Source organism: Pseudoxanthomonas kalamensis DSM 18571, from assembly GCF_010211745.1.
GTDB classification, from domain to species: domain Bacteria; phylum Pseudomonadota; class Gammaproteobacteria; order Xanthomonadales; family Xanthomonadaceae; genus Pseudoxanthomonas_A; species Pseudoxanthomonas_A kalamensis.
The window spans coordinates 428,636-449,159 of the sequence record NZ_PDWQ01000002.1; the positions used below are offsets into that span (position 1 = coordinate 428,636).

The 20,524-nt window shown below is 68.5% G+C and carries 28 protein-coding genes; 15 read left to right on the forward strand and 13 right to left on the reverse strand.

Translation table 11 applies throughout. The annotated features are described in order from the left end of the window. Positions 1 to 10 precede the first annotated feature (10 nt). From CSC70_RS05975 to CSC70_RS06035, 13 genes are all read left to right on the forward strand, one after another. The gene (locus CSC70_RS05975) at positions 11 to 559 is read left to right on the forward strand and encodes a KdsC family phosphatase (protein WP_162455739.1); all 549 of its coding nucleotides are present in this window, start codon (positions 11 to 13) and stop codon (positions 557 to 559) included. Then, a complete protein-coding gene (gene lptC, locus CSC70_RS05980) occupies positions 556 to 1,119 on the forward strand; it encodes an LPS export ABC transporter periplasmic protein LptC (RefSeq protein ID WP_162455740.1) in 564 nt (187 codons plus the stop codon). The genes CSC70_RS05975 and lptC overlap by 4 nt, the downstream gene beginning before the upstream one ends. Then, the gene (gene lptA, locus CSC70_RS05985) at positions 1,097 to 1,645 is read left to right on the forward strand and encodes a lipopolysaccharide transport periplasmic protein LptA (protein ID WP_162455741.1); all 549 of its coding nucleotides are present in this window, start codon (positions 1,097 to 1,099) and stop codon (positions 1,643 to 1,645) included. The genes lptC and lptA overlap by 23 nt, the downstream gene beginning before the upstream one ends. Then, positions 1,645 to 2,364: an LPS export ABC transporter ATP-binding protein gene (gene lptB / locus CSC70_RS05990; protein ID WP_162455742.1), complete on the forward strand. Its 720-nt coding sequence runs from the start codon at positions 1,645 to 1,647 to the stop codon at positions 2,362 to 2,364. Before lptA ends, lptB begins: the two co-directional genes overlap by 1 nt. A 54-nt stretch (positions 2,365 to 2,418) precedes the next feature. After that, entirely contained in the window at positions 2,419 to 3,864 is a 1,446-nt protein-coding gene (locus tag CSC70_RS05995) for an RNA polymerase factor sigma-54 (RefSeq protein WP_162455743.1), read from the forward strand. A gap of 170 nt (positions 3,865 to 4,034) precedes the next feature. Next, positions 4,035 to 4,352: a ribosome hibernation-promoting factor, HPF/YfiA family gene (gene hpf, locus CSC70_RS06000; RefSeq protein WP_162455744.1), complete on the forward strand. Its 318-nt coding sequence runs from the start codon at positions 4,035 to 4,037 to the stop codon at positions 4,350 to 4,352. Between the two features lie 87 nt (positions 4,353 to 4,439). Next, the gene (hprK, locus tag CSC70_RS06005) at positions 4,440 to 5,390 is read left to right on the forward strand and encodes an HPr(Ser) kinase/phosphatase (RefSeq protein WP_162455847.1); all 951 of its coding nucleotides are present in this window, start codon (positions 4,440 to 4,442) and stop codon (positions 5,388 to 5,390) included. Then, positions 5,387 to 6,292, forward strand: a complete 906-nt coding sequence (gene rapZ, locus CSC70_RS06010; RefSeq protein WP_162455745.1) for an RNase adapter RapZ — start codon at positions 5,387 to 5,389, stop codon at positions 6,290 to 6,292. The genes hprK and rapZ overlap by 4 nt, the downstream gene beginning before the upstream one ends. A 40-nt stretch (positions 6,293 to 6,332) precedes the next feature. After that, entirely contained in the window at positions 6,333 to 6,725 is a 393-nt protein-coding gene (locus CSC70_RS06015) for a PTS sugar transporter subunit IIA (protein WP_162455746.1), read from the forward strand. Continuing rightward, the gene (locus CSC70_RS06020; protein ID WP_162455747.1) at positions 6,718 to 6,987 is read left to right on the forward strand and encodes an HPr family phosphocarrier protein; all 270 of its coding nucleotides are present in this window, start codon (positions 6,718 to 6,720) and stop codon (positions 6,985 to 6,987) included. The genes CSC70_RS06015 and CSC70_RS06020 overlap by 8 nt, the downstream gene beginning before the upstream one ends. Positions 6,988 to 6,990: 3 nt before the next feature. Beyond that, on the forward strand, positions 6,991 to 8,715 hold the full coding sequence (gene ptsP / locus CSC70_RS06025) for a phosphoenolpyruvate--protein phosphotransferase (RefSeq protein WP_162455748.1): 1,725 nt from the start codon (positions 6,991 to 6,993) through the stop codon (positions 8,713 to 8,715). A gap of 141 nt (positions 8,716 to 8,856) precedes the next feature. Continuing rightward, positions 8,857 to 10,218, forward strand: coding sequence for a magnesium transporter (gene mgtE, locus CSC70_RS06030; protein WP_162455749.1), 1,362 nt, complete (start codon positions 8,857 to 8,859; stop codon positions 10,216 to 10,218). A 123-nt stretch (positions 10,219 to 10,341) separates the two neighbouring features. Continuing rightward, on the forward strand, positions 10,342 to 11,088 hold the full coding sequence (locus CSC70_RS06035; RefSeq protein WP_162455848.1) for a carboxylesterase family protein: 747 nt from the start codon (positions 10,342 to 10,344) through the stop codon (positions 11,086 to 11,088). A gap of 12 nt (positions 11,089 to 11,100) precedes the next feature. On the opposite strand, the gene CSC70_RS06040 is transcribed toward CSC70_RS06035, so the two are convergent. From CSC70_RS06040 to CSC70_RS06060, 5 genes are all read right to left on the reverse strand, one after another. Beyond that, a complete protein-coding gene (locus CSC70_RS06040; RefSeq protein WP_162455750.1) occupies positions 11,101 to 12,045 on the reverse strand; it encodes an aspartate carbamoyltransferase catalytic subunit in 945 nt (314 codons plus the stop codon). Between the two features lie 47 nt (positions 12,046 to 12,092). Next, positions 12,093 to 12,563 carry a Holliday junction resolvase RuvX gene (ruvX, locus tag CSC70_RS06045; protein WP_162455751.1) on the reverse strand — a complete coding sequence of 157 codons (471 nt, stop codon included), beginning with the start codon at positions 12,561 to 12,563 and terminating at the stop codon, positions 12,093 to 12,095. Then, a complete protein-coding gene (locus tag CSC70_RS06050) occupies positions 12,556 to 13,122 on the reverse strand; it encodes a YqgE/AlgH family protein (RefSeq protein WP_162455752.1) in 567 nt (188 codons plus the stop codon). The genes ruvX and CSC70_RS06050 overlap by 8 nt, the downstream gene beginning before the upstream one ends. Before the next feature lie 63 nt (positions 13,123 to 13,185). Then, entirely contained in the window at positions 13,186 to 13,548 is a 363-nt protein-coding gene (locus tag CSC70_RS06055; protein ID WP_162455849.1) for a TfoX/Sxy family protein, read from the reverse strand. A gap of 5 nt (positions 13,549 to 13,553) precedes the next feature. Next, the gene (locus CSC70_RS06060) at positions 13,554 to 14,039 is read right to left on the reverse strand and encodes a GAF domain-containing protein (RefSeq protein WP_162455753.1); all 486 of its coding nucleotides are present in this window, start codon (positions 14,037 to 14,039) and stop codon (positions 13,554 to 13,556) included. 57 nt (positions 14,040 to 14,096) lie between these two features. Here CSC70_RS06060 and bioD point away from each other — a divergent pair, with 57 nt between their 5' ends. Further along, positions 14,097 to 14,792, forward strand: a complete 696-nt coding sequence (gene bioD / locus CSC70_RS06065) for a dethiobiotin synthase (RefSeq protein WP_162455754.1) — start codon at positions 14,097 to 14,099, stop codon at positions 14,790 to 14,792. Between the two features lie 91 nt (positions 14,793 to 14,883). On the opposite strand, the gene CSC70_RS06070 is transcribed toward bioD, so the two are convergent. The 8 genes from CSC70_RS06070 to CSC70_RS06105 all read right to left on the reverse strand — a co-directional run bounded on the left by CSC70_RS06070 (position 14,884) and on the right by CSC70_RS06105 (position 19,534). Beyond that, positions 14,884 to 15,276 (reverse strand): phasin family protein, encoded by a 393-nt coding sequence (locus tag CSC70_RS06070; RefSeq protein WP_162455755.1) that lies wholly within the window; start codon positions 15,274 to 15,276, stop codon positions 14,884 to 14,886. 149 nt (positions 15,277 to 15,425) lie between these two features. Continuing rightward, positions 15,426 to 15,779, reverse strand: coding sequence for a 6-carboxytetrahydropterin synthase QueD (gene queD, locus CSC70_RS06075; RefSeq protein WP_162455756.1), 354 nt, complete (start codon positions 15,777 to 15,779; stop codon positions 15,426 to 15,428). Positions 15,780 to 15,823: 44 nt separating this feature from the next. Further along, the gene (locus CSC70_RS06080) at positions 15,824 to 16,777 is read right to left on the reverse strand and encodes a ribokinase (RefSeq protein WP_162455757.1); all 954 of its coding nucleotides are present in this window, start codon (positions 16,775 to 16,777) and stop codon (positions 15,824 to 15,826) included. An 18-nt stretch (positions 16,778 to 16,795) separates the two neighbouring features. Next, entirely contained in the window at positions 16,796 to 17,281 is a 486-nt protein-coding gene (locus CSC70_RS06085; protein WP_162455758.1) for a hypothetical protein, read from the reverse strand. 30 nt (positions 17,282 to 17,311) lie between these two features. Beyond that, positions 17,312 to 18,046 carry an HAD family hydrolase gene (locus CSC70_RS06090; protein ID WP_162455759.1) on the reverse strand — a complete coding sequence of 245 codons (735 nt, stop codon included), beginning with the start codon at positions 18,044 to 18,046 and terminating at the stop codon, positions 17,312 to 17,314. 110 nt (positions 18,047 to 18,156) lie between these two features. Continuing rightward, on the reverse strand, positions 18,157 to 18,477 hold the full coding sequence (locus CSC70_RS06095; protein WP_162455760.1) for an EF-hand domain-containing protein: 321 nt from the start codon (positions 18,475 to 18,477) through the stop codon (positions 18,157 to 18,159). Positions 18,478 to 18,673: 196 nt separating this feature from the next. Then, the gene (locus CSC70_RS06100) at positions 18,674 to 19,075 is read right to left on the reverse strand and encodes a hypothetical protein (RefSeq protein WP_162455761.1); all 402 of its coding nucleotides are present in this window, start codon (positions 19,073 to 19,075) and stop codon (positions 18,674 to 18,676) included. 12 nt (positions 19,076 to 19,087) lie between these two features. Further along, positions 19,088 to 19,534, reverse strand: coding sequence for a DUF4920 domain-containing protein (locus CSC70_RS06105; RefSeq protein ID WP_211369429.1), 447 nt, complete (start codon positions 19,532 to 19,534; stop codon positions 19,088 to 19,090). A gap of 313 nt (positions 19,535 to 19,847) precedes the next feature. On the opposite strand from CSC70_RS06105, the gene CSC70_RS06110 reads away from it, so the two are divergent. Continuing rightward, positions 19,848 to 20,513 carry a restriction endonuclease gene (locus CSC70_RS06110; RefSeq protein WP_162455763.1) on the forward strand — a complete coding sequence of 222 codons (666 nt, stop codon included), beginning with the start codon at positions 19,848 to 19,850 and terminating at the stop codon, positions 20,511 to 20,513. Positions 20,514 to 20,524: the final 11 nt, after the last annotated feature.

A 20,524-nucleotide genomic window follows, 5' to 3' on the forward strand; every position in this document is an offset into this window, starting at 1 on the left:
CGCCGACACGATGCCCCATTCCCATCTCCACGACCTGAGCGAAGACCTGCTGCAACGCGCCGCCCGCGTTCGCCTGGCCTGCTTCGACGTGGACGGCACCCTGACCGACGGCCGTCTGCTGTTCGACAGCGAGGGCCGCGAAAGCAAGTCCTTCCACGTCGCCGACGGCCAAGGCCTGGCCCAGCTGCGCCACTTCGGCGTGCGCGTCGCCTTCGTCACCGCCCGCGACAGCCGAGTCGCGCGTCTGCGCGGCGAGGAACTGGGCGCCGAGGTCCATGCCGGCGCCAAGGACAAGCTGGCCTGCGTGCGCGAACTGTGCGAGCGCCACGGGCTGGCGCTGGAACAGGTCAGCTTCATGGGCGACGACCTGCCCGACATCCCGCCGATGCGCCATGTCGGCCTGAGCGTCGCCCCGGCCAACGTGCACCCGTGGACGCGCCCGCACGCGCGCTGGATCACCCGCGCGGCCGGCGGCGAAGGCGCGGCGCGCGAACTGTGCGATCTGCTGCTGGCCGCACAGGGACACGTGCCGGCGTTGCTGGCGGAGCTGGAACGATGAACTGGCGCCTGCTGCTCGGGCTGGGCCTGCTGCTGGCCGCGATACTCGGCGGCTGGTCGGCCTGGAAACACCGCGACCAACCACAGCCGCAGGTGATGCAGACCGGCCGCCCCGATTACGTGATGCGCGATTTCGAGATGATCGTGCTGGACGATGCCGGCAGCGAATCGCTGAGCCTGCGCGCGCCGCTGATGGAGCGCGACCCCAACGACCACACCTACACCATCGCCACCCCGCTGTTCCTGATTCCGGACGACGAGGGCCGCAACTGGGAATTGCGCGCGGACAGCGGCTGGGCCAGCGCCAAGGGCGACGAGGTCAAGCTGAAGGACGATGTCATCGGCACCAGTCCGCCCGGTTCCAGCCTGACCGGCACTTTCGAAACCGCGTACCTGGACGTGCTCCCGCGCGAGAATCTGGCCCGCACCGATGCCGCCGTGACCCTCACCCAGCCCGGTTCTATACTCAAAGGCGTGGGGTTCGAAATCCACACCAAGACCAAGCGTTACGCATTCAAATCCAAGGTCCGATCCCGTTATGAGCCCCACGCCGCGCGTTAGCGCCCTCCTGTTTCTGTCGCTGCTGGCCGCCGGTGGCGCCTGGGCCAAGTCCTCCGACCGCAACCAGCCCATCCTTCTGGATTCGGATACCCAGGAAGGGACGATGGACGGCAACAGCACGGCCGTGTGGCAGGGCAATGTCACGCTCAAGCAGGGCACGCTGGAAATTTCCGCCGCCCGCGCCGAACTGGCGCAAAGCAATGGAGACCCGTCGCGCGCCGTGTTCACCGGCAAGCAGGTGCAGTTGAAGCAGCAGATGGACGATGGCAGCTGGATGAACGCCGCCGCCGATCGCATCGACTACGACATGAACACCGAGGTCATCATCCTGACCGGCAACTATTCGCTGAAGTCCCCGCGCGGCTCGCAATCCGGCCAGCGGCTGGTCTACGACACCCGTTCCGGCAACATGCAGGCCGGCGGCGACGGCTCGCGGGTCAAGACCGTGATCCTGCCGCGCGGCGCGCGCGGGCAGACCAAGGTCGGCGAACCTAGCCCCGTGCCCGCCAACGGGGACACGCCCTGATGCTGACCGCCCAGGGCCTGCGCAAACGCTACCGCCAGCGCGAGGTGGTGGCCGACTTCGGCCTCACTCTGGAGCCGGGCGAAGTGGTCGGCCTGCTCGGCCCCAACGGCGCCGGCAAGACCACCTGCTTCTACATGATCGTCGGACTGGTCGGCGCCGACGCCGGCAAGATCGAGCTGGACGGCCAGGACATCACCGCCGAGCCGATGTACCGGCGCGCGCGGCTGGGCGTGGGCTACCTGCCGCAGGAGCCCTCGGTGTTCCGCAAGCTCAGCGTGGCCGACAACATCCGCCTGGTGCTGGAACTGCGTGAGGATCTGGACGGCGCCGGCATCGACCGCGAACTGGACCAGCTGCTCGACGAACTGCAGATCGGCCACGTCGCCGACCAACTCGGCGCCAGCCTGTCCGGCGGCGAACGGCGGCGCTGCGAGATCGCCCGCGCGCTGGCCGCGCGGCCACGGCTGATGCTGCTGGACGAACCTTTCGCCGGCGTGGACCCGATCTCGGTCGGGGAAATCCAGCGCATCGTCAAGCACCTGAAGAGCCGCGGCATCGGGGTGCTGATCACCGACCACAACGTGCGTGAAACCTTGGGAATCTGCGACCGGGCGTATATCCTCAACGAAGGCAGCGTGCTCGCGCAGGGGGCTCCGGACGCGCTGCTGGCCAATCCGGACGTGCGTCGGGTCTATCTGGGGGAAACCTTCCGGCTCTAGGGACTCGCTACGCCCGGCCCCTGGCCGTGGACCGATGCGGATCCGGACGACGGAATGAAACCACGCCTCCAGACATCGCTGGGACAGCAACTGGTCATGACGCCGCAGCTGCGTCAGGCCATCCGCTTGCTGCAGATGTCCACCACCGAGCTGGAAGCCGAACTCACCGAGGCGGTGGAGACCAATCCACTGCTGGACTGGGCCGAGAACGGCGACGACGACTTCGACAGCGATGGCGGTGCAAACGCCGAGCCTGCTGCGGATGCCGACACCGCCGACGAATCCCGCGAACGTGCGGACGACGACTGGGGCACCCCCGACGACGGCCCCTGGTCGATGGAAGGCGGCGGTCGCGGCGGTTCCTTCGACGACGACGACATGGGCAGCGCCGCCGAACGCGTGGCCAAGGCCGATAGCCTGCAGGACCATCTGCTGTGGCAGTTGCAGCTGTCGCACCTGTCCCCGCGCGACCTGAGCATCGGCGCGACCCTGATCGACGCGCTGGACGAGGACGGCTACCTGCGCGAACCGCTGGACACCATCGCCCAGGCCCTGCAGCCGGAGATCCGCGCCGACGAGGACGAGATCCTGGCCGTGCTGCACCAGCTGCAGCGCTTCGACCCGGTCGGCGTGGCCGCGCGCAGCCTGGGCGAATGCCTGCGCGTGCAGCTGGCCGGCTACGATGACGACACCGCCGGCAAGGCCGCGGCCCTGCGGATCGTCGACGACGGCCTGCTGGAACGATTGCCGCGCAGCACCGCGGCCGGCCTGGCCGGCGAGATGAAGCTGGCGGCCGAGGAAGTCGAAGCCGGCATCGCCCTGCTGCGCTCGCTGGACCCCAAGCCCGGCGCGCAGATCGGCGAACTGAGCCACGACACCTATGTGGTCCCGGACTGCGTGGTCTGGCGGCACAACGGCGTCTGGCGCGCCGGGCTGTCTTCCAGCTCGCTGCCCAAGGTCTCGATTCACCGCGGCTACGAACAGATGATCCGCCAGTGCAGCGACAGCGATGCCAGCTACCTGCGCGGGCACCTGCAGGAAGCGCGCTGGCTGCTGAAGAGCCTGGAAGCGCGCGGCGAGACCCTGCTGAAGGTGATGCACTGCCTGCTGCACCAGCAGGCCGGCTTCCTCGAATTCGGCGAACAGGCCCTGCGCCCGCTGACCCTGCGCGAAGTCGCCGCCGAAGTCGGCCTGCACGAATCGACGGTTTCACGCGCGATCGCCCGCAAGTTCGTGCGCACGCCGCGTGGAACCTTGCCGCTGCGGTCGTTCTTCGCCTCCGGCGTCGGCACCGAAGGCGGCGGCGAGGCCTCCAGCACCGCGATCCAGTCGATGATCCGCAAGCTGATCGAGGAAGAAAACCCGCGCAAACCGCTGTCCGACGCCAAGCTGGCCGATCTGCTGAAGGCCTCCGGGGTACCGGTGGCGCGCCGCACCGTGGCGAAGTATCGTGAGGCCATGGACATCCTGTCCTCGCACGAGCGCGTGCGGATGGCCTGACCGGAAAGCGGTTCCGGTGCGCCGACGGAGCGTTTAACCAGATTCCAACGGCCGATGGCGGCACACTGTCGGCCCGACCTTTCGACAAAGGAGGAACCTCGACCCCAAACCCGTTGTCCCAGACCCTGCCGCGTAGCTCGCGGCTACCTTTATCTGTCAGGAGGCACACCATGCGTATCGAGACCTATGGCCAGCAGATGGAAGTCACCCCTGCCCTGCGGGAGTATGTGGAAACCAAGCTGGGTCGATTGGGCAAGCACTTCGAACAACCGCTCGAGGTCCGAACGCAACTGGGCATCCGCAAGCCCGACCACGTCGCCGAAGCGACCCTCTCGGTCTCCGGCGCCACCCTGCACGCCGACGCCAGCGCACAGACCATGTACGCGGCCATCGACATCCTCGCCGACAAGCTCGACCGCCTGCTGATGAAACACAAGCGCAAGAAGCTCGACCAGGCGCGCAGCGGCAAGGTCGAAATCCTCGGCTGATCTCCGCTTTCCCCTGCCATCCGGCGCGGCCTTTGCCTGCGCCGGACGGCTTGCGCAGGCAACGACCCTGCCCGCATCATGCCGGCTATGGATAGCAGCATCACCGCGCGCGAACTGTTCGACCAGCAGAAAGAGAAGCTGTCCCTGCGCTGGCTGGCCGGGCAGAAGGGCGAGAAACGCAGCATCGAGTCCGGCGATACCGTATCGCGGCGGCCGTCGCTGGCCGGCTACCTCAACACCATCTATCCGAACAAGGTGCAGATCCTCGGTACCGAGGAACTGGCTTGGCTGGATTCGCTGGATTCGCGCATCCGCTGGGAAACCATCGAGAAGATCATGCGCTACCGGCCGCTGGCGCTGGTGATCAGCAAGAACCAGTCGTGCCCGGAAGACCTGCGCGAGGCGGCCGAGGAATCCGACACCCCCTTGTGGGTATCGCCGAATCGCGGCCACGAACTGTTCAACCACATCTCCTACCACCTGGCGCGCACGCTGGCGCCGCGGGTCACCCTGCACGGGGTGTTCATGGAGATCTATTCGATCGGCGTGCTGATCACCGGCGAATCCGGATCGGGCAAGAGCGAGCTGGCGCTGGAACTGCTCAGCCGCGGCCACCGCCTGGTCGCCGACGATGCCCCCGAATTCACCCAGATCGCCCCCGACGTGCTGGACGGCACCTGCCCCGAACTGCTGCAGGACCTGCTGGAAGTGCGTGGCTTGGGCGTGCTGAACGTGCGCGAGATGTTCGGCGACACCGCGGTCAAGCGCAACAAGTACCTGCGCCTGATCGTGCACCTGACCAAGCCGATGACCGAACCGCACGCGCACGGCTACGAGCGCCTGACCGGCGATTCCGGCACCCGCCACGTGCTCGACCTGGACGTGCCGCTGATCACCCTGCCGGTGATGCCGGGCCGCAACCTGGCCGTGCTGACCGAGGCCGCCACCCGCCTGCACATCCTGCGCACCAAGGGCATCGACCCGGCCGCCATGTTCATCGCCCGCCACAGCAACCTGCTCGAACGCAGCGCGCCATGACCACCTCGGCCGCCGACGAGGAGCACGTCCCGCGCACGCCGGCGCCATCGGTGGTCATCGTCAGCGGCCTGTCCGGCTCGGGCAAGTCGGTCGCCCTGCGCACGTTCGAGGACCTGGACTTCTACTGCGTCGACAACCTGCCGGTCGAGCTGCTGCCGGCCTTCGTGCGCAGCCTGATGCGCGACGACCAACTGCCGCAGAAGATCGCGGTCGGCATCGACGTGCGCAACCGCCACAGCGACCTGAGCAAGCTGGCGCAATGGCGGGCGGCGGTCACCGAGCTCGGCTTCGATCCCCGCCTGCTGTTCTTCGACGCCAACGACGACGCCCTGTTGCGGCGCTACGCCGATACCCGCCGCCGGCACCCGCTTGCCCGCCTCGGCCTGTCACTGCGCGAGGCGATCGGCCTGGAACGCGAGGTCGTCCAGCCGTTGCGCGACGAGGCAGACACCGTCATCGACACCAGCGCGCTGAACGTGCACCAGCTGCGCCGGCGCATCGTCGCCGAATTCGCTCCGGGCAGCGGCACCGCGCTGTCGCTGCTGTTCGAGTCCTTCGCCTACCGCCGCGGGGTGCCGACCGACGCCGATTTCGTGTTCGACGCCCGGGTGCTGCCCAATCCGCACTGGCATCCGGAATTGCGTCCGCTGAGCGGGCGCGATACGGCGGTCCGGGAATTCCTCGACGCGCAGCCGGAAGTGGCCGAATACGTCGAGCAGGTCAGCCAGTTCCTCGATACCTGGCTGCCGCGCCTGCGCGGCGAGACCCGCAGCTACGTCACCATCGCCTTCGGCTGCACCGGCGGCAAGCACCGTTCGGTGTACCTGGCCGAGACCCTGGCCGCGCACGCGCGCGAGCTGGGCTGGGAGGACGTGGCCACCTTCCATCGCGAACAGGACTGATCGCTACCCGGATTTCACGCCAGTCTGCTAACTTCCGGGCATGGCTTGTGGCATCCTCCTGATTACCCATCCCGGCGTGGGCGCCTCGATTCTGGCGGTCGCGCAGGCGCTGCTGAAACAGCTGCCGCTGAAGGCGGAAGCCTTCGAGGTGCCGCTGGACGCCGACCTCGACCAGCTGCTGCCGCAGGCCTCGGCCGCGATGCGCAAGGTCGATGGCGGCGACGGCGTGCTGGTGCTGACCGACCTGTACGGCGCCAGCCCCAGCAACCTGGCCCGGCGGCTGGCGCAACTGGGCACGCCGGTACGGCGTGTTTCGGCGTTGAGCTTGCCGATGCTGCTGCGGGTGATGAACTATTCGGAACAGAACCTGGAAGAACTGCCGGCCACCGCCGCGGCCGGCACCCGCAACGGAGCCGTCATCGACGATGCTTGAGCGTGAACTGATCGTATCCAACCGCCTGGGACTGCACGCCCGCGCCACCGCCAAGCTGGTGCAGGTGCTGGCGCCGTTTCGCTGCAACGCCACGCTGGCGGCCAAGGGGCGCGAGGTCAACGCCAAGAGCATCATGGGCGTAATGCTGCTGGCCGCCGGCCAGGGCACGCCGGTGACGGTGCGCATCCAGGGCGAGGACGAAGCCGTGGCGATGGACGCGGTGGCCAGCCTGTTCGAGCGCCGCTTCGACGAGGACAGCTGACGCATGCGGCTGCAGTTTTCCGGGCACGGCGCCGCGCGCGGCAGCGCACTGGGACGGGCCCGTGTCAGGCAGCCGCACGCGCTCGAGGTCGCCGAACAGCAGATCGCCGCCAGCGCGGTCAGCCCCGAACTCACACGCCTGCATGCGGCAGTGGACGCCACCCGCGGCGAAATGCGCGCGCTGCGCGAAAAGCTGCACGGCGCGCTGGCCAGGGAGGTCGGCGAATTCCTCGACCTGCACGCCTTGCTGCTGGACGACCCCGAACTGCTGCACGGCCTGGACGAACTGATCCGGGTCGGGCGCTACAGCGCCGACTATGCGCTGCGCCTGCAGCGCGACCGGCTGGCGGCGGTGTTCGAGGGCATGGACGACGCCTACCTGAAAAGCCGCATGGACGATCTGGACCATGTGATCGGCCGCATCCACGCCCACCTGCACGAACGCGCCGATGCGCCGAAGGGGCTGGCCGGCGAGATCCTAGTCTGCGACAACGTGGCCCCGTCCGAACTGGCGCAACTGCAGGCGCAGGGCGTGGTCGCGGTGGTCAGCGCCGCCGGCAGCACCCTGTCACACAGCGCCATCCTCGCCCGCAGCCTGCATCTGCCGCTGGTGGTCGGCGCGGCGCATGCGCTGCAGAAGATCAACGACGGTGACGTGCTGGTCGTCGACGGCGGCAGCGGCGAGGTCATCGTCGAACCGAACGCGTCCGACCTGCGCGCGCACCAGTCGCGCCAGCGCGACGCCGCACGCGAACAGCGCGAATTGCGCCGCCTGCGCGGCAAGCCCTCGCGCACCCTCGACGGTACCGATATCGCCCTGCTCGCCAACGCCGAATCGCAGGAGGACATCGCCCGCGCGCATGCACTGGGCGCTGGCGGCCTGGGTCTGTACCGCACCGAGTTCCTGTTCCTGCAGCGCGATCACCTGCCGGACGAGGAAGAACAGTTCCGCATCTATCGCGATGCGGTGCTGGGCATGAGCGGCCGGCCGGTGACCTTCCGCACCCTGGACCTGGGCGCCGACAAGGCCGACCGCGCCGGGCTGGTCGCCGCCGACGAAGACAACCCGGCGCTGGGCGTGCGCGGCGTGCGTCTGGCGCTGGCCCACGGCGAGGTGTTCAACACCCAGCTGCGCGCGATCGCCCGCGCTTCCGGCTACGGCCCGGTGCGGGTACTGGTGCCGATGATCAGCAACCGCGAGGAAATCCTGTCCGTGCGCCGCCGCCTGGCCGGCATTCTCTCGCACATGCGCCGCAACGGACATGAAGTCGCCGAGCAGATCGATTTCGGGGTGATGATCGAAGTGCCGGCCGCGGCGATCGGCATGCAGGCGTTCGTCGACCTGATCGACTTCGCCTCCATCGGCACCAACGACCTGGTGCAGTACCTGCTGGCCGCCGACCGCGACAACGAGGCGCTGGGCGAGCTGTACACCCCGCTGCATCCGGGCGTGCTGCGGCTGCTGCGGCACATCCTGCGCGCCGGCGAGGAGAACGGCGTGCCGGTGGCGATGTGCGGCGAGATCGCCGGCGATCCGCGCTTCACCCGCCTGCTGCTGGCGCTGGGCCTGTGCGAATTCAGCCTGCACCCGGCCACCTTGCTGGAAGTGCGGCGCGCGATTCGCGACAGCGACCGCGGCCGGCTGCTCGCGCAGACGGACAAGCTGCTTAAGTTGCGCGACCGCGCCGCCATCGAACGCTGGATGGACGCAGCGGAACAGGCCGTATAGGGGTTCCGCCTCCCCTCTTCGCCCTTCTACCGCATTCGGCCGGGGTGTCCATTGCCGCGCCCGCGGGCGATAATGTCTGGATGAACGCCTGACCGACCGCGCGTACCGACGCCGCGGCATCACCCCCGACCGGAGTCGCGCATGGCCGAAGCCGTCCGCCACGACAAGACCGCGCGCCAGCTGCGCCTGCTGTCCGATGCACTGGACAGCGGTCGGCTCGGCCCGGTGCGTCGTCTGGTCAACACCCTGTCCCCGGCCGAGATCGGCAACCTGCTGGAATCGCTTCCGCCCGGCAAGCGCGAGGTGGTGTGGGGCCTGGTCGATGCCGAGGACGACGGCGAGGTGCTGGTCCACGTCGGCGACGAGGTCCGCGAGAGCCTGCTGGCCGACATGGACCCGGACGAAATCGTCGCCGCGGTCGAAGACCTGGACATCGACGACCTCGCCGACCTGGTCGAGGACCTGCCCGGCACCGTCATCGACGAAGTGCTCAAGTCGATGGACCGCGAGAACCGCGAACGGCTCGAACAGGCGCTGTCCTACCCCGAGGACACCGCCGGCCGCCTGATGAATCCGGACGTGGTCACCGTGCGGGCCGACGTCAATGTCGACGTGGTGCTGCGCTACCTGCGCCTGCGCGGCGAGCTGCCCGACCACACCGACCACCTGTACGTGGTCAGCCGGCGCCACCAGTACCTGGGCCGGGTCTCGCTGGCCGATCTGGTCACCCACGAAGACAGCACCCCGATCAACCGGTTGATGGACGACGAGCAGCCGGCGATCGATGTCGAGGAAAACGCCGACGAAGTGGCGCGCCAGTTCTCCGACCACGACTGGGTCTCGGCGCCGGTGGTGGACGACAGCAACATCCTGCTCGGCCGCATCACCATCGACGACGTGGTCGACATCATCCGCGAGCAGGCCGAGCACCAGGCCCTCGGCGCCGCCGGTCTGGACGAGGACGAAGACCTGTTCAGCCCGGTCCGGCGCGCGGTCAAGGGACGTGCGCTGTGGCTGGGCATCAACCTGATCACCGCCTTCCTCGCCTCCGCCGTGGTCGGCCAGTTCGAAGGCACGCTGCAGCAGGTGGTGGCGCTGGCGGTGTTGATGCCGATCGTCGCCGGCATGGGCGGCAACGCCGGCACCCAGGTACTGGCGCTGATGGTGCGCGGCCTGGCGCTGGGCCAGGTCGGCGCCAGCAACGCCCGCGTCCTGCTGTGGAAGGAGATCCGGGTCGCCGTGCTCAACGGCCTGATGCTCGGCAGCGTGGTCGGGCTGGTGGCGCTGCTGTGGTTCCACGACTGGAAGCTGTCGCTGGTCATCGCCACCGCACTGACCATCAATCTGTCGGCCGCTGCGCTGGCCGGCGTGCTGGTGCCGCTGGGGCTCAAGCGCGCCGGCTTCGACCCGGCGCTGGCCGGTGGCGTCATCCTGACCACGGTCACCGACATCATCGGCTTCCTCAGCTTCCTCGGCCTGGCGACGCTGGTGCTGCTGCACTGAGACGCAGCAGGCAACGGCCTTCGGGCTGGGGCACAATCACGACCGCGACATGGCGCATAAGGAGATTCGCTGATGAAATCCGTATCGACCCTGCTGATGACGCTGCTGCTGGCGGCTTTCCCGATGACGACCCACGCCCAGGCTTCCGGCGACGGCGGCCGTTTCGTCAAGCGCGAAATCGTCCTCGACGGCGCTGTCCATCGCTACCAGGTCTTCGTGCCGGATGCGGCCGTCGCCGGCGAGCATCCGCCGGTGATCCTGTTCCTGCACGGCACCGGCGAGCGCGGCAGCGACGGCGACAAGCAGACCCAGGTCGGTCTGGGGCCCTACGTCCGCACGCACATGAACAGTTTCCCGGCAATCGCGGTGTTTCCGCAGGCACCCGACGACCGCGACTGGATCGGCGAAACCGTGGACATGGCGCTGGCCATGCTGGAAGCGGCGACCGGGGAATTCCACGGCGACCGCGACCGCACCTACCTGACCGGACTGTCGATGGGCGGCTACGGCACCTGGGAAACAGCGCTGACCGAACCTCAACGCTTCGCCGCCCTGGTGCCGGTCTGTGGCGCGATCCACCCGCCGCGCCCGGAACGCCAGACCCTGGCGGTCACCCGGCTGATGGACAGCGACGCCCCCTATCGGACACTGGCCGAGCGCCTGCGCCACCTGCCCATCTGGATCTTTCACGGCGCCCGCGACGATGTGGTGCCCACCACCGACGACCACAGGATCTTCGCCGCGCTGATCGATGCCGGCGCCGATGCACGCTACACCGAATTCCCCGACGATAACCACAACGCCTGGGATTCGACCTACCGCTCGGCCGGCATGTGGGAGTGGTTGTTCAAGCAGAATCGATCGCACTAAGTCCGGATCACCTCAACCCAGCAACGCCTCCAGCACCGCCATGCGGATGGCGACGCCGTTGCCGACCTGGCGCAGGACCAGCGATTGCGGGCCATCGGCGATTTCGTCGGTCATTTCCACGCCGCGGTTGATCGGGCCGGGGTGCAACACCGCCGCGCCGGGCGCGGCGCGCTGCAGGCGCTCGGCGGTCAGGCCGTAGTCGCGGTGGTAGTCGGCCAGCGAGGTCACCAGCCCCTCTTCCATCCGCTCGCGCTGCAGCCGCAGCATCATCAGCGCATCGACACCTTCCAGCATGGCGTCGAAGTCGTTGCCGACCGCGCAGCCCTGCAAGGTGTCGTCCTTCGGCAATAACGCCTGCGGGCCGCAGACGCGGATTTCGCCCGCGCCCAGGGTGCGCAGCGCATGCAGGTCCGAGCGCGCGACCCGCGAATGCTCCACGTCGCCGACGATCAGCACCTTCAGCTTGGAAAAATCCGCGCCCTTGGCCTGGCGCAGGGTCAGAACGTCCAGCAGGCCCTGGGTGGGATGCGCGCTGCGGCCGTCACCGGCATTGATGATGGTGGTGCCTTCGCCGGCGTGTTCGGCCAGCATCCCGGCCGCGCCATCGTCCGGGTGGCGGACGACGAAGCCGCGCACGCCCATCGCCTCCAGGTTGCGCAAGGTATCCAGCGCGGTTTCGCCCTTGCGCGCCGACGAGGTGGAAGCATCGAAGTTGATGATGTCCGCGCCCAGCCGCTGCGCGGCGATCTGGAACGAACTGCGGGTGCGGGTCGATGGCTCGAAGAACAGGGTACAGACCGTGGTGCCGACCAGCGAGTTGCGCTTGTGGGTGCGCCCCAGCGCGGTATCGCGAATCTGTCCGGCGCGGTCCAGCAGGCGGCACAGCGTTTCCCTCGGCAGGGCTTCCAGCGTCAGCAGGTGGCGCAGGCGGCCATCGGTATCCAGTTGCAGGTTCATGCCTTCCCCGTGTGGTTGTGGCCCCGCCGGTCGGCGAGGCCGGTGATTCAGACCGCGGTCGCATCCTCCGGCGCGGCCAGCCAGCGTTCGACGATGACCGCCGCCGCCACCGCATCCAGCGCGGCCGCATCACGACGGCGCTTGCGGCCTTCGGCCCGGTCCAGCGCGAACCGCTGCGCCGCTTCGACCGAACTGGAACGTTCGTCCACCAGCACCACCGGCAGCCGATAGCGCTCGCTCAGTTCGCGGGCGAAGGCCTGCGCGCGCTTGCGGATCGGCTGGTCGCCGCCGTCCAGCGTCATCGGGTCGCCAACCACCAGACCGTCGGGCCGCCATTCCTCGCGCAGGCGGTCGATCTGTGCCCAGTCCGGACCCTTGCCATGCACGTCGATCACTGCCAGCGCGCGCGCGCCGACGCCGAAGGCACTGCCGACCGCCACGCCGATGCGGCGCGCGCCGACATCGAAGCCCAGCACGGTTCCGTGCGGACGGATCGGCGCGGGCTGCGGCTCAGGCATGGCCGCTGTAGTCGGTCAGCCGGGTCATGTCCACACCGATGCGCCCGCCGGCGGCCAGCCAGCGCGCTTCCAGCGGCAGCGCGAACAGCAGTTCGGCATCGGCCGGCGCGGTCAGCCAGCTGTTGTCGGCCAGCTCGGATTCCAGCTGCCCGGCGCCCCAGCCGGCGCAGCCCAGGGCGACCACCGCATGTTCCGGCCCCTTGCCGGCCGCCATCGCCTCCAGCACGTCGCGCGAGGTGGTCAGGTACAGGTTGTCGGCCACTTCCAGCGTGGAATCCCAGTGCCGCGATCCATCGTGCAGGACGAAGCCGCGTTCGGGATGCACCGGGCCACCGCTGAGCACCACGCATTCGCGCAGCGCGGCATCGTCGGTATCCAGTTCCATCTGCTGCAGCACTTCGCCCAGCGTGTATTCGGAGGCGCGGTTGACCACCACACCCATCGCGCCTTCGCCATCGTGCTGGCAGACCAGGGCCACCGTGCGCGCGAAGTTGGGATCGTCCAGCGCCGGCAGGGCGATCAGCAGCTGGTTGGCGAGGGTGTCCGGCGCGTGGGTCATGCCGGCATTCTACCGGCCCGCTGGCGCGACGACGGCGGCCAGTCGAAGGCGCGTGGCGCGCGTTCAGTCGTCGTCGGCATCCGGCGCGTCGAACAGCGTCGGTTCCGGCGCGCTTTCCCGCATGTGGTGGGTGGTGGTCACCGGCGCCGCCGCCGGACGCCCGCGCGGGGCCGGCAGGCCGGCGGTGGCCTCTTCCACCGCGGCCACCAGTTCGGCGCGGCGATCGTCGGGAATCTCCTGCCAGTGGCAGTCCAGCAAGGCGCCTTCCAGCGCGTAGAGCATGTTCAGGCTGGCACGGAACCCGGCGCGCTTGACCCGCATGTAGGCTTCGACCGCGCCGACCTCGGCCAGGTCCTCGTGCGTACGCAGGCCCACCTGACGCAGCCAGGCCGCGCTCTTCGGGCCGATATTGCGCAGCTTGGGCATCGCGTTCATGCCAGCGACTCCACGAACACCGCCGCCACCGCTTCCAGCCCGTACTGGTCGTCGGCGTCGAAGCGCGCCGGCTGCGGGCTGTCCAGATCGAACACGCCGACCAGCTCGCCGTCGCGCAGCAGCGGTACCACCAGTTCCGAGCGCGAAGCCGCGTCACAAGCGATGTGGCCGGGGAAGGCATGCACGTCATCCACCCGCTGGGTCTGCCGGTGGCTGGCCGCGGTGCCGCAGACGCCGGTGTCCAGCGGAATGCGCACGCAGGCCGGCTGGCCCTGGAACGGACCGACCACCAGTTCGCGGCCGTCGAAGAAGTAGAAACCGACCCAGTTCAGCTGCGGCAGCGCGTGATAGACCAATGCCGACAGGTTGGCGGCGTTGGCGATGCGGTCCGGTTCCCCGTGCAGCAAGGCACGGGCCTGGGCGGCCAACTGGGCGTATTGCTCCGGCTTGCTGCCCGCAAGGGCGGTGGCGGAAAAACTCATGCCGCGATTCTAGCCGCTATGCCGGAAGCCCGTATTCCGCGGCCTTATCATGAGGCGATGGAATCCGCCCTCTACGTCACCGGTACCGATACCGGGATCGGCAAGACCGTCGCCAGTTGCACCTGCCTGCACGCCCTGCGCGGACGCGGCCTGCGCGCCATCGGCATGAAGCCGGTGGCCAGCGGTTGCGAACGCACGGCTGAGGGCTGGCGCAACGACGACGCCCTGCGATTGCAGGCGGCCAGCCAGCCGCGCCCCGACTATGCCGATCTCAACCCCTACGCCCTGCCGCTGCCGCTGGCGCCGGAACTGGCCGCCGAAGACGCCGGCGTCGCGGTGCGGCCGCAGCCGATCCGCGAGGCTTTCGACCGCCTGCAGGCCCGGGCCGACGTGGTCGTGGTCGAAGGCGTCGGCGGTTGGGCCGCACCGCTGTCGGCCACGCTGGACCAGGCCGACTTGGTGCGCCTGCTGAACCTGCCGGTACTGCTGGTGGTCGGCCTGCGCCTGGGCTGCCTGAACCATGCACGGCTCAGCGTGCAGGCGATCGAAGCGTCCGGTGCGCGGCTGGCCGGCTGGATCGCCAGCGAGATCGACCCGGCGATGGATTGCCGGGACGAGAACTTCGCCCTGCTGCAGGCGCGGCTGCCGGCAGCGTGCTGGGGCCGGCTGCCGCATGCGCCGCAGCCCGATCCTGCCGTGTTGGCCACGCACCTGCAGCTACCGGCCGCGTTCGCGCCATCCCGCCGCCCATAAAAAACCCGGCAGCTCGAAAGCTGCCGGGCGGTTTGCGCGGAGGGAGGGGAACCGCGCAAGTTTGCTGCGACCGGACGGCCGCGCCGATGGCTCAGCGCTTGGTCGTCTTGGTGGCCTTGGCCATCGTGGCCTGCATCTTGTCGGTGGCGCTCTCGAACTGGCTCTTGACCAGCTGACCCAGCGCTTCGCCGGTCTTCAGGTTCAGGCCGAACACTTCCTGGCCAGCGGCGACCAGACGCTCGGTGTTGTCCTTGGCGATCTGCATGCCCTTCGGCCACAGGACCTTGTAGGCGTCGAGATCGCGCGCCTCGGCGACTTCGCCGAAGTAGCTGGTGGCGGCGTCCATGTTCTTCTCGAGGGTCTTCAGCTGCACGCCGAAAACCGTTTCGGCGTTTTCCAGCGCCAGACGGTTGGCGCGGGCCGCAGCCGCGGCGAACTGGTGGGTGAAAGCGGTGAAAGCGGAATTGTCGAACTGGGCGGACATGGCGTGCTCCTTGAAAGGGTGATGCCGTTGTTGTTGCAGTGCAACATACGGGCTTTCATGTTGCAGTGCAATATCCGCCGTACGGATTTCCGACGAACGGTCAGTTCCCGTTCAAGATCAAACGCTTGTATGACCGGCTGGGCCGGGTCTCAACCCCGGTAGCGGCAGCCGGCGGTACAGGTTTCGTGCACCACCACCTCGCTCAGCCCCGGCAGCGCTGGCCGCAACCGGTCCCAGACCCAGACCGCCAGCCGCTCGCTGGTCGGGTTGTCCAGGCCTTCGATGTCGTTGAGGTAGTGGTGGTCGAGCCGTGCGTACAACGGCGCGAAGGCCGCCTTGATGTCGGCGTAGTCCATCACCCAACCGGTCTGCGGGTCGATCTCGCCGGATACGTGCACTTCGATCCGGAACGAATGACCGTGCAGGCGCGCGCACTTGTGCCCTTCCGGCACGTTCGGCAGCCGGTGCGCGGCTTCGATGCTGAAAACCTTGTAGATGTCCATGCCGGCTATTGTCGGGCCGGCACCGGCATGCCGCAATGCGGCAATCAAAGTCCGCAGTGGGCGGCCAGGGCGTCCGGCGCGGCGGCGTGCGGAGAAGACCGCAGGAAGCCATCGACTTCGCCAGCCACGGGAATGCTGCTCTGCGCGCCAAGGCGGGTGCAGGCCAGCGCCGCCGCCGCCGCCGCCCGCCGCAGCGCCTGTGGCCAGTCGCCACCACCGGCCAGCGCCGCCACCAGCACGCCGCAGAAGGTGTCGCCGGCGCCGGTGGTATCGACCGCCTCGACCGCGAAACCGGGCTGCAGCAGGAAGTCTTCGCCAACCCGCGCGCAACTGCCGCACGCGCCCAGGGTGACCGCCACGGCCGGTACCGGGAGACGCCGCAAGGCGTCGGCGATGCTGCCTTGCGCGCCGGCGATCGCGGCCAGCTCGCCTTCGTTGACGATCAGCAGGTCGAGCGTGGCCAGCAACCCTTCTTCCAGGGCCTGCGCCGGCGCGGCGTTCAGCGCCACCCGCACGCCCTGTTCCCGCGCGGCCTGCGCATAGGCAGCCACCGTCTCGACCGGGGTTTCCAGTTGCAGCAGCAGCCAGTCGGCGCCGGTCAGCGGCGGCAGATCGGTCGGTGCCAGTCGCGCATTGGCGCCCGGGGCCACGGTGATCGCGTTCTCGGCGTTGTCGGCCAGACAGATGAAGGCGGTACCGGTGGCGCAATCCGGGCAGCGCACCACGTCCAGCCCGACCCCGGCCTCGCGCAGCGAACGCTCCAGCGGCACCGCGAAATCATCCTCACCCAGCGCCAGCAACATGCGGGTTTCGGCCGCGCCGGCGCGGGCGCAAGCCACCGCCTGGTTGGCGCCCTTGCCGCCGGGGAAGGTGGCGAAATCGCGGCCCAGCACCGTTTCGCCCGGCGCCGGCACATGGTCGGCGCGGACGACGAAATCCAGATTGGCCGAACCGGCAATCCATACCCGGCCGCTCGCGCCCAGTGCGTCGTGACTCATTCCGCCCTCTCCATCGTTTCAATCCGGCAAGGGCCGCGCCCAGTGCGTGTAGCTGGCTTCGATCGAGGCCCGCACCGCACGCAACTCGCGCTTGCCCGCCGGCGGTTGCAGCCCGGCCAGCACGTCCTTCCAGCCGGCTTCGCTCGCTTGTGCCCAGGCCCGCACCAGCGCGCGGCAGGGTTGGGCGGTCGCCTTCGCCAGCATGCAGGCGAAGTAGATATCGCCGGCCTGCCAGTGCTGCTCGTCGAGCAAGGCCTGCACATAGTCGCGCGGCACCTCGCCATAGCGCGACACTTCGTCGACGAAGCTGTCCGGATAGCGCGTCGCGTAGACATCGATGTCGCGCAGGTGGCGGTCGATCCAGGCATCGCCGGTCACCGGCTGGTACGCCGGCGCTTCGCTACCCGCTTCCACCACCAGTGCGGACTGGGCCAGGGCATTGCCGCCGCAGGCCAGGACAATCAGGCAGCAGATCCGGAACAGGCGGGCGCGACGCGGCAACATGCGGGCATTCTGCCAGAAACCGCGCTCGCCTCAGCCGATCCCGGCCGCGCGCGCGGCCTGTTCGATCTCGGCCAGCGCCTGCGGCAATCCGGCCGCTGCATCCACTTCGCGCCAGCGCCCGGCGTCGGCGATTTCGTCGTGCTCGGCCTCGTGCGCCCAGGTCACCGGATACGGCAGGTACACACCCCAGCCGCCCACCTGCAACACCGGCGCGATGTCCGAGCGCATCGAATTGCCGATCATCACGAAGCGCTCGGCCGGCACGTCCAGTTCGCGCAGCACGCGGCGATAGGTCGCCGGATCCTTCTCCGACACCACCTCGATGCGATGGAACAGGTCGGCCAGCCCGGACTGTTCGATCTTGGATTCCTGATGGAACAGATCGCCCTTGGTGATCAGCACGATCTCGTGTTCGGCGGCGACCGCCTCGACTGCGGCGCGGATGCCGTCGATCAGCTCGACCGGGTGCTGCAGCGTGGCGCGGCCGATCTCGATGATCCGGTGCAGGTCGCGCGCACTGATCCGCTCGCCGGTCAGCTCGATGGCCGCCTCGATCATCGACAGGGTCATGCCCTTGGCGCCGTAGCCGAAGATGCGCAGGTTGCGGCGCTCGGTTTCCAGCAGCCGCTCCAGCGTGCGCCGGTTGTCCAGGTCCAGGTAGGTGCCGAGGATGCCTTCGAACTCCAGTTCGGCGGCGCGGTAATAGTCCTCGCTCTTCCACAGCGTGTCGTCGCCATCGAATCCCACCCAGCGTATCGCGCGCATCGCTCCGGCATCCTTCGTTCCCTGACCTCAAGATGATAAGCCCCGGAAAACGCACAGGAGCGATGCCCGGCATCGCCCCTGTGGCGGAAATCGCCCGGCGGGCGAAACGATTACTCCTTGGCCGGGTAATTCTTGCCGACGAATCCGCGGTACTCCTCCGGCGTCAGCTTGCCGTCGGCGTCGGCATCGGCGCGCTCGAACACCTGCGCCAGACCCGGGCTGGCCGCGGCCTCTTCGCGGGTGATGCTGCCGTCGCTGTCGGCATCGATCTGGGCCCAATCCATCTGCGAATCCGTCGCGGCTTCCGGCGTCGCCTGCGCCTCCTGCACGGTGGCGTCCTGTGCCTGCTGCGCTTCCTGGGCGAACGCGGCCGGCACGGCCAGGGCCAGCACGGCAGCAATGGCGATCGGGTAACGATACTTGTGAATCATGGTCTGCTCCTCGGTAGGGAAGGCGTGCCTAGTGCACGTCGCCACGTTGACGTCAGCCGAATGAACCGCGATTGCGTGCCGAACTGAATCTCCACGCGCGCTTAACCACGTCGTTCCGCATTGCGACTACCAACATCGTTAAGCGCCGGTGGCGACGGCGTGACGGCATGCCCCACAACCAGCCTGAAGCGTGATTTCAGTCGCGATTCGCGCCGCTTTCGCCGACTTCACCCACGCTTGATTCGTCCGAATGCCGGTTGAACGCCGCGTATCCGATCGCCACCCCGGACAGGGCGCCGACCACTTCGCACAGCACGCGCGCGCCAAGCGAATCGGCATCGTGGATGCTGGCCAGGGCCAGTCGCGCGTACAGCGGCGATTCCAGCCGGGTGAATCCCAGGTAGAACAGGTTCCAGGCGTCCAGTCCGGCGCCGACCACCAGCGCACTGACGCAGGCCCAGCCGATGGCGCGACCGGCGCTCCAGCCGAAGCGCATAGCCAACCAACGCCAGACGGCGTAAGCGACCATGCCCAGCAGCAGCGCGATCAGGCCGGCCTCGACCACACCGAGGAAACCGAAATGCAAGGGCAGGTTCATCGCTCCGGCCGCTCAGCCGGCCGGCTCGATTTCGACCCCATCGGCGACGATGCGGTATTCCACCGGCGAAACCTCGAGCTTGCCGCCGCCGTCTTCGCGCAGGTGCTCGATCTGCTCCGCGGTGAGCTCGCGGCGCGAGAGCACGCCATGGACCCGGGCCAGGCCGGCGCTGTCCTTGGGGATGACGAAGGCATGGTCCTTGAACTGCACGCGCGCGGACTGGCCGTCGTCTTCCAGCACCATCCAGCAACCTTCGGCCTGGCAGACCTGAGCAATGCGGCCGCTGTACTGCTGCGGCTTGCCGGCATACCGCTCGTATTCCGCCACGGCCTGCGCCACCGGCACCGCGACGGCGGCCGGCACGGGCTGACCGTAGGATTCGGCAGCGGCGGCCTGCGTCGCCAGGGCCAGCAGGCCGGCGGCGACCAGGGCCATTGGGTTCATCACAGTCGGACGCATCACGCTCGGGTGCATCGAATCGATTCCTGACAAAACGGTGGCTACAAGATACCTGCCGAACCGGGCTGATGCAGCGGCGGCATTGCGGTCCGGGGCAAGCGCCCCGTCACCGCCGAAATTTATCCCGAATCGGACAAACCCGGATTTCCCCGGCAATAGCCCGCATACGAATACATGACGCACTGCGTGAATCCGCACGGGGTACCGGGGCAAAAAGTGACCCTGAAGGTCGCCGGATCGGGTATTTTGGACGCGCTAGGGACATGGCATGGAGCTTGCGTAGGTCCCCTCAACGTATTCCGGACCTCACCGCATGGAGCACCAACCCGAGACGCCACGGCCTGGCCAGCGTCCACGTCGTCCCGATCTGATCGCACGCCGCCCGCTGGAGCTGGCGCTGGCCGACTATTACCGCGGCCAGGGTTACGCGGTCACGCGCCTGGAAAGCGATGGATCCAGCCGCGACTTCGACGGCTTCGACCTGTTGCTGAAGCTGGACGAACGATTCATCGTGCTGGCGTGCCGCCATGATCCGCTGCATCCGGTGACGCAGCACACGATCCTGGGCCTGTACGCGCGCCTGCCGCGGCTAGGCGCCAGCGACCTGATCGTGGTGACGACCGGCCAGTTCACCGTCAGCGCGCGCGAAGCCGCTGATCACTACCCCAACCTGCAGCTGGTCGACGGTCGCCTGTTGCGCATCCTGCTCGGCGAAGAGCGGCTGGATACGCTGCACCGCGATCTGGAACTGGCGCGGCAGGTCTCCGAATCGAACCGCGCGACCGACACGAAACCCAAACCGCGACCAGCCCTTGCCCTGTGCGAACCACAGCAGGGCCGGTTGCCTCGCGCCTGCCTGGCACTCGCTTCGCTGGCATTGCTGTCGGCCGTGGTCCTGCTCGGCTGGATGTTCTCGTCGCATTCGGGCGACAAACCTGCGGCCAAGGCCGACGATCCGGTCGAACAGTCGCCGCCCTGATCGACGAAGTC

Bases quoted from the DNA above. Each gene is read 5' to 3' on its own strand.
- CSC70_RS05975 (WP_162455739.1), top strand. From the start codon at position 11: ATGCCCCATTCCCATCTCCACGACCTGAGCGAAGACCTGCTGCAACGC.
- lptC (WP_162455740.1), top strand. From the start codon at position 556: ATGAACTGGCGCCTGCTGCTCGGGCTGGGCCTGCTGCTGGCCGCGATA.
- lptA (WP_162455741.1), top strand. From the start codon at position 1,097: ATGAGCCCCACGCCGCGCGTTAGCGCCCTCCTGTTTCTGTCGCTGCTG.
- lptB (WP_162455742.1), top strand. From the start codon at position 1,645: ATGCTGACCGCCCAGGGCCTGCGCAAACGCTACCGCCAGCGCGAGGTG.
- CSC70_RS05995 (WP_162455743.1), top strand. From the start codon at position 2,419: ATGAAACCACGCCTCCAGACATCGCTGGGACAGCAACTGGTCATGACG.
- hpf (WP_162455744.1), top strand. From the start codon at position 4,035: ATGCGTATCGAGACCTATGGCCAGCAGATGGAAGTCACCCCTGCCCTG.
- hprK (WP_162455847.1), top strand. From the start codon at position 4,440: ATGGATAGCAGCATCACCGCGCGCGAACTGTTCGACCAGCAGAAAGAG.
- rapZ (WP_162455745.1), top strand. From the start codon at position 5,387: ATGACCACCTCGGCCGCCGACGAGGAGCACGTCCCGCGCACGCCGGCG.
- CSC70_RS06015 (WP_162455746.1), top strand. From the start codon at position 6,333: ATGGCTTGTGGCATCCTCCTGATTACCCATCCCGGCGTGGGCGCCTCG.
- CSC70_RS06020 (WP_162455747.1), top strand. From the start codon at position 6,718: ATGCTTGAGCGTGAACTGATCGTATCCAACCGCCTGGGACTGCACGCC.
- ptsP (WP_162455748.1), top strand. From the start codon at position 6,991: ATGCGGCTGCAGTTTTCCGGGCACGGCGCCGCGCGCGGCAGCGCACTG.
- mgtE (WP_162455749.1), top strand. From the start codon at position 8,857: ATGGCCGAAGCCGTCCGCCACGACAAGACCGCGCGCCAGCTGCGCCTG.
- CSC70_RS06035 (WP_162455848.1), top strand. From the start codon at position 10,342: ATGACGACCCACGCCCAGGCTTCCGGCGACGGCGGCCGTTTCGTCAAG.
- CSC70_RS06040 (WP_162455750.1), bottom strand. From the start codon at position 12,045: ATGAACCTGCAACTGGATACCGATGGCCGCCTGCGCCACCTGCTGACG.
- ruvX (WP_162455751.1), bottom strand. From the start codon at position 12,563: ATGCCTGAGCCGCAGCCCGCGCCGATCCGTCCGCACGGAACCGTGCTG.
- CSC70_RS06050 (WP_162455752.1), bottom strand. From the start codon at position 13,122: ATGACCCACGCGCCGGACACCCTCGCCAACCAGCTGCTGATCGCCCTG.
- CSC70_RS06055 (WP_162455849.1), bottom strand. From the start codon at position 13,548: ATGCCCAAGCTGCGCAATATCGGCCCGAAGAGCGCGGCCTGGCTGCGT.
- CSC70_RS06060 (WP_162455753.1), bottom strand. From the start codon at position 14,039: ATGAGTTTTTCCGCCACCGCCCTTGCGGGCAGCAAGCCGGAGCAATAC.
- bioD (WP_162455754.1), top strand. From the start codon at position 14,097: ATGGAATCCGCCCTCTACGTCACCGGTACCGATACCGGGATCGGCAAG.
- CSC70_RS06070 (WP_162455755.1), bottom strand. From the start codon at position 15,276: ATGTCCGCCCAGTTCGACAATTCCGCTTTCACCGCTTTCACCCACCAG.
- queD (WP_162455756.1), bottom strand. From the start codon at position 15,779: ATGGACATCTACAAGGTTTTCAGCATCGAAGCCGCGCACCGGCTGCCG.
- CSC70_RS06080 (WP_162455757.1), bottom strand. From the start codon at position 16,777: ATGAGTCACGACGCACTGGGCGCGAGCGGCCGGGTATGGATTGCCGGT.
- CSC70_RS06085 (WP_162455758.1), bottom strand. From the start codon at position 17,281: ATGTTGCCGCGTCGCGCCCGCCTGTTCCGGATCTGCTGCCTGATTGTC.
- CSC70_RS06090 (WP_162455759.1), bottom strand. From the start codon at position 18,046: ATGCGCGCGATACGCTGGGTGGGATTCGATGGCGACGACACGCTGTGG.
- CSC70_RS06095 (WP_162455760.1), bottom strand. From the start codon at position 18,477: ATGATTCACAAGTATCGTTACCCGATCGCCATTGCTGCCGTGCTGGCC.
- CSC70_RS06100 (WP_162455761.1), bottom strand. From the start codon at position 19,075: ATGAACCTGCCCTTGCATTTCGGTTTCCTCGGTGTGGTCGAGGCCGGC.
- CSC70_RS06105 (WP_211369429.1), bottom strand. From the start codon at position 19,534: ATGCGTCCGACTGTGATGAACCCAATGGCCCTGGTCGCCGCCGGCCTG.
- CSC70_RS06110 (WP_162455763.1), top strand. From the start codon at position 19,848: ATGGAGCACCAACCCGAGACGCCACGGCCTGGCCAGCGTCCACGTCGT.